7 protein-coding genes are annotated in these 8091 nt (G+C 54.2%); 2 read left to right on the top strand and 5 right to left on the bottom strand.

Annotation, left to right across the window (positions count from 1 at the left end):
* Positions 1–76 precede the first annotated feature (76 nt).
* The 5 genes from LJD17_RS20965 to LJD17_RS20985 all read right to left on the bottom strand — a co-directional run bounded on the left by LJD17_RS20965 (position 77) and on the right by LJD17_RS20985 (position 4959).
* Positions 77–1219 (bottom strand): DegT/DnrJ/EryC1/StrS family aminotransferase, encoded by a 1143-nt coding sequence (locus LJD17_RS20965; protein ID WP_227386144.1) that lies wholly within the window; start codon positions 1217–1219, stop codon positions 77–79.
* Positions 1219–2199 carry an SDR family NAD(P)-dependent oxidoreductase gene (locus LJD17_RS20970; RefSeq protein ID WP_227386155.1) on the bottom strand — a complete coding sequence of 327 codons (981 nt, stop codon included), beginning with the start codon at positions 2197–2199 and terminating at the stop codon, positions 1219–1221. Before LJD17_RS20970 ends, LJD17_RS20965 begins: the two co-directional genes overlap by 1 nt.
* A gap of 69 nt (positions 2200–2268) precedes the next feature.
* Complete coding sequence (locus LJD17_RS20975) at positions 2269–3384, bottom strand: DegT/DnrJ/EryC1/StrS family aminotransferase (protein ID WP_227386145.1); 1116 nt, start codon at positions 3382–3384, stop codon at positions 2269–2271.
* Positions 3381–4427, bottom strand: a complete 1047-nt coding sequence (locus LJD17_RS20980; RefSeq protein WP_227386146.1) for a Gfo/Idh/MocA family protein — start codon at positions 4425–4427, stop codon at positions 3381–3383. The genes LJD17_RS20975 and LJD17_RS20980 overlap by 4 nt, the downstream gene beginning before the upstream one ends.
* Before the next feature lie 22 nt (positions 4428–4449).
* On the bottom strand, positions 4450–4959 hold the full coding sequence (locus LJD17_RS20985) for an acyltransferase (protein WP_227386147.1): 510 nt from the start codon (positions 4957–4959) through the stop codon (positions 4450–4452).
* Positions 4960–5412: 453 nt separating this feature from the next.
* Here LJD17_RS20985 and LJD17_RS20990 point away from each other — a divergent pair, with 453 nt between their 5' ends.
* Together LJD17_RS20990 and LJD17_RS20995 are read left to right on the top strand one after the other, a co-directional pair.
* A complete protein-coding gene (locus tag LJD17_RS20990; RefSeq protein ID WP_227386148.1) occupies positions 5413–5958 on the top strand; it encodes an acyltransferase in 546 nt (181 codons plus the stop codon).
* A gap of 1007 nt (positions 5959–6965) precedes the next feature.
* Positions 6966–8091, top strand: a 1126-nt coding sequence (locus tag LJD17_RS20995; RefSeq protein ID WP_227386149.1) for a right-handed parallel beta-helix repeat-containing protein, incomplete at its 3' end; no start/stop codon positions are given.

The following is an 8091-nucleotide window of genomic DNA, read 5'->3' on the forward strand; positions in this document are numbered from 1 at the left end:
AGCCTAAGCAGTAGGTATTTCATACAAGCGCTATGCAGAAAGCTATTTCTTCTCGTCAGAGCTTAGCGTGGCGAGGTCAAATCTCGGAAAGCGCTTCTTTGAGGGAATGAACAACGTGGCTCTGCATTTCATCGGTCATTTGATGAAAGAGAGGAAGCAGTATACAGCCGCGATGTGCACTCTCGGATTCAGGAAGCGGGAACCGAATCTCTGCATCGGAATATGCTCGTTCAAGATGAGCACACATAATGCCTCGACGCGTGGCCACACCCTGGTCGAGCATCTTCTGCATGACGTCTCGTTGATCGGCACCCTCGGGCAGTCGGACGCAGTAGCTCTGCCAATTCGTCCGAGCCCAAGCGGGCTCCTGGGGTGCTTTGACTCCAGGGACCTCGGACAACATATTATAATATCCGTCTGCGAGCTCTCGCCTTCGTCTTACAATGTCGTCAAGACGTTTCAGTTGAGCTCGCCCGATGGCAGCCTGCACATCCGTTAGACGGTAATTAAATCCGGGAAGCGGATACTCTTCTACGATCACCGTACGGCTATTGTGGCGCACAGAGTCGGACACACTCATGCCGTGCTGCCTCAGGAGGCGAAAAAGCTGGTCAAATTCCGCATTATTGGTTGTTAAGACCCCTCCATCTCCTACAGTCAGTAGCTTACGTGGATGGAGCGAAAAACAAGCAACATCCCCGAGCGGGCGGCCAATCCTCTGCCATTCGTTGCCAAAGCGGATCTCCGAGCCAATGGCACAGGCCGCATCCTCAATCACGGCAAGACCATGATCTCGCGCTATCGGCAACAGAGCCGCCATGTCGCACGGCATCCCCATCTGATGGATACACATAATAGCTTTGGTGCGCGTCGTGACGGCGGCAGCGACCAGTTCGGGATTCAGGTTGAACGTGTCTGGGTCGATATCCACAAATATAGGTGTGGCGCCGCACTGCCGAACGGCATTGGCGCAAGCGATAAATGTGTGGCTCGCCAAGATGACTTCGTGACCTGGCTTCACACCGACGGCAACAAGGGCAAGATGAAGAGCGACCGTGCAGTTAGAAACGGCACATGCGTGCTCCGATCCTACGGCTTCAGCAAATTCCTTCTCGAAAGCTGCAACTTCCGGACCTTGCGAAAGCCACCCTGACATGACGACTGCGGATGCCGCTCGGGCCTCCGCTTCTCCGACGAACGGAGCCATTATGGGAATCATTAAGCCACACCTCGAATTTCGGGTTCAGTTTGCTGATCCTGCCACCACCTCACCAGCTCCGCGACGCCAGCTTCCGTATCAAGCGTAGTTCTGAAGCCAATGAGGCGCTGTGCTGCGGAAGGATCGCTTAGGCGGCGGGGCACAGGATTGACAGCTCGCTCCGCCTCATGAACAGGGACGAGCCCGGGGCGGCCCATCGTCCTGGCGAGACAATACGCCAGATCTAGCAGAGACGTTTCCGTTCCGGAGCCAATATTCAATGCGACGTCGTTCGCTGGGGAGATTGCGGCCAGGATATTGGCACGAGCGACATCTTTTACATGGATGAGATCCATGGTTTGCTGCCCGTCACCGAAGATCACAGGCGGAAGGCCGGCCGCTATGCGCTCCATCCAGCGGATCATCACTTCCGTGTAACGGCCGTGAATGTCCATCCTTGGCCCAAAAACATTAAAGTATCTCAACGCAACATAGCTTAAACCGTACATATCGTTGTAGGATCGCAGCAGGCCTTCGCCAAATGCCTTCGCCGCACCGTAGAGCGTACGATTATTATAGGGATTTTGACGCTCGGTTGTGGGAAATTCATCTGCCATCCCGTAAACCGATGCGGAAGAGGCCATAACAATCTTCCGGATGGAATGTGACACACAAAGATCAAGCAGATTGAATGTTGCGTCTACCATAACCTCCATGGCGGCCTTCGGCTCTGCGGCACAGTGCGTGATGCGGAGGGCTGCCTGGTGGAAGACCGTATCGCTTCCCTTTACGGCGTCGCTCAGAAGATCTTTGTCACGTATATCTCCTTCGATAAGACGAACGCGTCCGCTACCCATTGCGTCTGAAAGGTTCTCTGGCCGACCCCGAACCATATTGTCGATAACGATGATCTCACCGCATCCGGCTTGGACGAGTTGATCGACAATGTGGGAACCAATGAAGCCTGCCCCTCCGGTGACAAGGACGCGCTTCCCTGTCAGGACATTAAAGTCTGAAGGCATGTCTTTCTCCGATGAATTCCTAAGGCTCACATCCGGAACAATTTGCTTTCAAGCAACCTTTACTCGTCTAACTTTCAACGCCTTGCCGAGCACATCAACGACAGTTGCTACCTGTTGACTTGTCATCTCTGGAAAAATGGGAAGTGAGAGAAAGTTTTCTGCAAGACGCTCGGAGACAGGAAAACTGCCTTGACCTGCTACCGCCTTCGCATATGCCGGCTGCCGGTGAACAGGGCATGGATAGTGAATTCCCGTCGATATGCCTGCTTCCGAAAGCGTGGCCCGAACTCGTTCTCGTTCCGGAACTTGAACAGCGTAGACATGGTAGACGTGGTCGCGCTCCTCTGACGAAGGCAGGGCAATTCCCATATCCGACATATACGTATCGTAACTGCTTGCAATTTGCCTTCGCGCTTGTGTCCATCCATCCAAGTATCGCAGCTTAACCTCGAGGGCAGCTGCCTGAACTGTATCCAGCCTATAATTAAATCCCTGAAGAACGTGGTTATATTTGCCTTGCTGCCCCCAATCTCGCAGGCACCGAAGTTTTGCAGCAAGTTCCGGATCGTCCGTTACGATCGCGCCGCCCTCTCCACAGGCACCGAGGTTTTTGCCGGGATAGAAACTGAAGCAACCCATCGTCCCGAAGGTGCCGGCCTTTCGCCCGTTTCTTTCCGCTCCGTGAGCCTGGGCAGCGTCTTCAATAACAGTGACGCCATGCCTACTAGCTATTTCGCATATCTCTCCCATATTCGCGAGACGTCCGTGGAGGTGAACTGGCAAGACGACACGGGTACGGGACGTAATGGCAGCTTCAAAGGCTTTTGGGTCCATCGTGAACGTACTTGGATCGACATCCACGAGGATTGGCTGTCCGCCCGCATATAAGATTGCGGCAACTGACGCGACGAACGTCATGGGGACGGTGATAACCTCATCCCCAGGCTGGACGCCTGCAGCCAATAAGGCGAGATGAAGCGCCGACGTACCGCTACTGACCGATATGGCCTCGAGGCTACCGCAATATTCGGCGAAGGAGGCCTCGAATCTTCCCACTGGTTCCCCGAGCACGTAGTCACAGCTCCGCAACGCGGCGAGAACGGCTTTCTCAAGCGGCTCCTGAATCGACTGGTACTGGGCTTTAAGGTCGAGGAATGGGATCATGACGCTTCCTTCATTCGGCTCAGCTCTACGGGCTGGCCACGTCTCTTCAGCGACTGGGTTGCACTCTCAAGCAGGCTTACGACACGTAGTCCGCTATCGCCGTTCGTCAGGGGTCGATTGCCACTCTCGATGCAACTCACGAAATGCTCGATCTCGCTGAGAAGCGCTTCTCTGACGGAGAGCTGAGGAACCCATACGTCGCCCATGCGATAGTTCAGCAGCATACGATGGATTTCATCGGTACCGTTCGGTCCCTTTGGGTCTTCGGTGAAGGATACACCGCGATCATATACCTTTACTTTCTCGCTCGGCTCGACGTCGTCATAGACAATCATTCGTTGGCTGCCGCCGATGAGAGTTCTACGTATCTTGACGGGTGCCAGCCAGTTCACGTTGAGATGCGCCGTTGCACCACCTTCAAGATAAAGCGTGATGTGCGCCATATTCTCAGGGCTTCCGTGGATGTGTCCTGCTCCTGTGGCAGAAACCGCTAACGGCCGCGCATCCAGAACGTAGTCCATGATAGCAAGGTCATGAACGGCGAGATCCCAAATGACGTTCACGTCTGTTTGAAACAGGCCCAAATTGATGCGCGTCGAGTCATAGTAGTAGATGTCACCGATTGCGCCGTCATTGATCAGACTTCTAATCTTCTGAACCGCGCCAGTATAAACGAAGGTGTGATCGACCATCAGTGTCAAACCACGCTTCTGAGCTTCTTCGATAAGGAGGGCAGCCTCCCAGGAAGTGGAAGCCATCGGCTTCTCGATCAGAACATGTTTACTGGCATGAAGACACGCCATTGCGATCTCGAAGTGCCATCGCGTTGGAGTCGCAACGATCACGGCATCGACGCGCGGATCATTAACCAGGTCCTGCCAATTTTCCTCGATCTTCGCTGAAGGATACCGCGACGCCGCTCTCTTTCTTGCTGGGAGCGAAAAGTCTGCAATGGAAACGAGGCTTGACTGATCCAACTCGGACGCACATCGCGCCAGATTGGGGCCCCAGTATCCGTAACCGATGACTCCTATCCCAATCATTTTGATCTCCGTGAGCGATCGGCTAAAACGAGAGTAGTCGTGGGGCCTGCTTCTTTTGCGACTGCTTTCGGCTGTCCCCGATGATCCTGGCAGGGACGCCGGCAACGACGGCAAAGTCCGGCACATCACGCGTGACGACAGCGCCGCATCCAACGATTGCTTCTTGACCTATTGTAACTCCGCAGAGAATCGTGGCGTTTGATCCGATCGATGCCCCTCGTCGGACGAATGTTGGGATTATCTCCCAGTCGTCCTCGGTCATCATATCGCCCGATGCGGTTATGGCTCGCGGATAGAGGTCGTTTGTGAACATCACGCCGTGCGCGATCATTACCTCGTCCTCTATCGTGACCCCTTCACATATGAAGGAGTGGGACGAAATCTTACATCTTGCCCCTATCCGGGAGTTTTTCTGAATTTCCACGAACGGACCGATTTTCGTCTCAGATCCGATTTCACAGCCATACAAATTTACTAAATCGGGATGAGTGATAGTAACTCTGTCTTGAGTTTTGACATTTACTAATGGCATTGAATCGACCGTAAGGAATTACTGATGACACAAGCTAGCCTGTCATCTTCTTCGAAGGATCCTGGTCATGAGATGTACCCCCTGTGGCGTAGCAGAAGCAGCCAGGGCATGAGGGGCTGTTAAGTTCAACTTATTTGCGTCGGAGATTTGCACTCAAGAAGCTTAAATATGCTCTTTGTTCTCACAGAAACTCATCCGGGCGCCGATTTTGGAAGTGAAATTACAATAATGAGATCAATTTTGGCGTTCCCAAATGCGTGAATCAGTTGCTGGACAGGTATTCCGGTTCGACGGAACTAATCCAAAAAAGTCCCGGATGGCGAACGAAGCTAGATTTGCTGGCGGCGAAGCAAATAGTCGAGAGAACGCAATAGGTGGTCGCGGGAGTTGACCTTTGCATATTTCACGGCAGCTTAAAGCGTTGATGGCCTTTTGATGTTACGGGAGCACGATATGCTTAAAGAGCTAAGGGGTCTTCAAAGAACTCTGCAACGTGAAAAACTCTCGGAATTTAAAAGGCGAGTATCGTGGGGAGATCTTATAACCGATCGCTGGGAGAACGCTCGCGAGTATGGCTTTGGAGAGGGCTCCTCCTGTTATGACAACGTCCTCATTTTAGGTGAAGTTCAAGTGGGCGATCACACTTGGATTGGACCAAACGTCATTCTCGATGGTTCGGGCGGGCTCACGATCGGAAGTCATTGCTCAATCTCCGCCGGAGTGCAGATCTATTCTCACGATACGGTAAGGCGGAGCATTACATTGGGACAGGAGCCAGTCGAGTATTCTCCAACGCATATTGGCGACGGGGTCTATATCGGGCCGAATACGGTCATTAAGCGAGGCGTTCGCATCGGAAGCCAGAGCATCATTGGCGCCATGTCTTATGTAAGCATCGACGTACCGGCAGGCTCCAAGGTGTGGGGCTGTCCTGCAAGGATTGTTGGTCATTTGGAGGAGCACGCGCCCGACGAGGGGGCCAGCAACAAAGCGAGATGAACTCGCCATCATGACGCTCTGAGCGTCAAAACATTGCCCCAACTCCGAGGGTGCCCTGCTCGCGCAGCCTCCGAAAATCCTGCCGTTCGAATCTTCATAATCCCAACGCCGGCATCGTTCGCGTAAAGCGCAGCGCAGAGTGCTTGCTTTGGCGTTGAGGCCCACGGTTTTGGATGCTGCGCCATCAATAGGGGACAGTCCCCGTTGCAAAGAAATTCACGTAATACGGTCTGCTAACGCACTATAGGGAAGTCAATCCTCAGACTTTCGACGTCACGATGCCAAAAGCACGCCATATTTATGACGTTTTCCTGAAAATGTAGCCTCAATTCACTGAGGCGTTGCTGTTGTGGCGTGCTTTACCAAGCATGTGGCCGAAATTCACAAGACTGACGTTAGGCCTAGTGTGTACTCGATAGCAGTGCACAGAAAGACAAAGATCTTTAGGGCACATCTTTTAGGAGTCCCGTCGGCTTAATCGGTTGGGATTCTCATAAGATTGTAGAGTAATCACATCTTGTAACGATGTGTAATCGTATGAAGATATTTTGGCACAAGTCATCATAACTTCATACTCTTGGACAAAACGGCACAAGGGGCGTTATGTACTTATCTATTTACACCACATCTCGTTAGTACGTGTCTCCGCAACTGAATTCGCGACCATTCTAGAAGTATCGCGTTTCTCAACTTGCGGAAATGGCCAGCAATTCGTGTCCAATAGTTTTGCTGTCCATGCGCATGTCAGTCGGCAAGTTTCACTTGAGTCCTCAGTGAAGTAAAACTTCATAAAATATGCCTAGAGCAGGTTATTGCGGAGATTTCGGTTCAGAGGTTTACCTCTGCGCCCCGGTCGCTGTCATGCCTACTCGGATACTCGCATAGACTTGTTGATCTGATGCCCTCCTCGACAAGGCCAAGTGCAGATTTGTGAGTCTGCTCGCCACGTAGCCAGTGCCTTTCTTACCCAATCCACATTTTTACACTCACTAAGCGAAGGATTTACCATGACCTTTCCGACCGCATCGACGACGGGCCTGCCGTCTGGTGTCACGCTGACGGCATCCGGGGACATCATCGTCACCAAAGCCGGCACGGTTCTTAGCAATCTCGACGTGCGCGGCCAGATCTGGGTCCGGGCCGAGAACGTAACGATCCAGAACTGCAAGATCACGTCGGACAACTATTATGGGGTGCGCATCGATCACGGCCTGAAGGGCGTGACGGTGAAGAACTGCGAGATCGATGGCCAGGGCCAGGTGCTCAACGGCATCGGCGGCGCCGGCACCTTTGTCGGCAACAACATCTACGGCTGCGAGAACGGCATCAACATCGAAGGCAACGTCGCCACCAAAATCGAAGGAAACTACCTGCACGGCTTCAAGGGCTCGTCCAGCGCTCACTTCGACGGCATCCAGATCTTCGGCGACAACGCCAATGTCGAGGTCGTGCACAACACGGTTGTCCAGGACGCGGACCACACGGGCGTTTCGGCGATCTTCGTGGCGAACACCTTCGGGGCGGTCAGCAACGTCAACATCCACGACAACTACTTCTCGGGCGGCGGCTTTCCGCTCTATTTCGACGGCACCAAGAGCAGCGCGGCGATCACGGGTGTAAGCTGGCACGACAACTATGTGGTCAAGGGCGGCTACGGGTATGAGTATATCCGCGCCGACAGCCAGGGGCACACACCGGCGTCGAGCAGCAACGCGATGGTGACCAGCGGCGCAGCGCCCGCGCAGGCCCCTGATAAGTACAGCGGCGGCTCGCCGACACCTTCTCCGACTCCGACTCCGACGCCTACCCCGACGCCCACACCGACGCCCTCGACCGACATCACCGGCACCACCGGCGCCGATACCCTCAAGGGCACCACCGGCGCCGACACCCTGAAGGGCCTGGCCGGCAACGACACCTATGTGGTCAACCACACCGGCGACAAGGTCGTCGAGCTCGCCGGCCAGGGCACCGATACGGTCCAGAGCACGATCACCCACACCCTAGCGGCCAATGTCGAGAACCTGCAGCTCACCGGCGACGGCGCCATCAACGGCACCGGCAACAGCCTGGACAACGTCATCACCGGCTATGGCGGCGCCAACGTCCTCAACGGCGGTGACGGCAACGACA

Origin of the sequence: Microvirga rosea (genome assembly GCF_020595095.1) — a bacterium.
GTDB lineage: Bacteria > Pseudomonadota > Alphaproteobacteria > Rhizobiales > Beijerinckiaceae > Microvirga > Microvirga rosea.

Excerpts from the sequence above, each read along its gene's own strand:
- LJD17_RS20980 (WP_227386146.1), bottom strand. The coding sequence starts at position 4,427 with ATGATTGGGATAGGAGTCATCGGTTACGGATACTGGGGCCCCAATCTG.
- LJD17_RS20965 (WP_227386144.1), bottom strand. The coding sequence starts at position 1,219 with ATGATTCCCATAATGGCTCCGTTCGTCGGAGAAGCGGAGGCCCGAGCG.
- LJD17_RS20990 (WP_227386148.1), top strand. The coding sequence starts at position 5,413 with ATGCTTAAAGAGCTAAGGGGTCTTCAAAGAACTCTGCAACGTGAAAAA.
- LJD17_RS20975 (WP_227386145.1), bottom strand. The coding sequence starts at position 3,384 with ATGATCCCATTCCTCGACCTTAAAGCCCAGTACCAGTCGATTCAGGAG.
- LJD17_RS20985 (WP_227386147.1), bottom strand. The coding sequence starts at position 4,959 with ATGCCATTAGTAAATGTCAAAACTCAAGACAGAGTTACTATCACTCAT.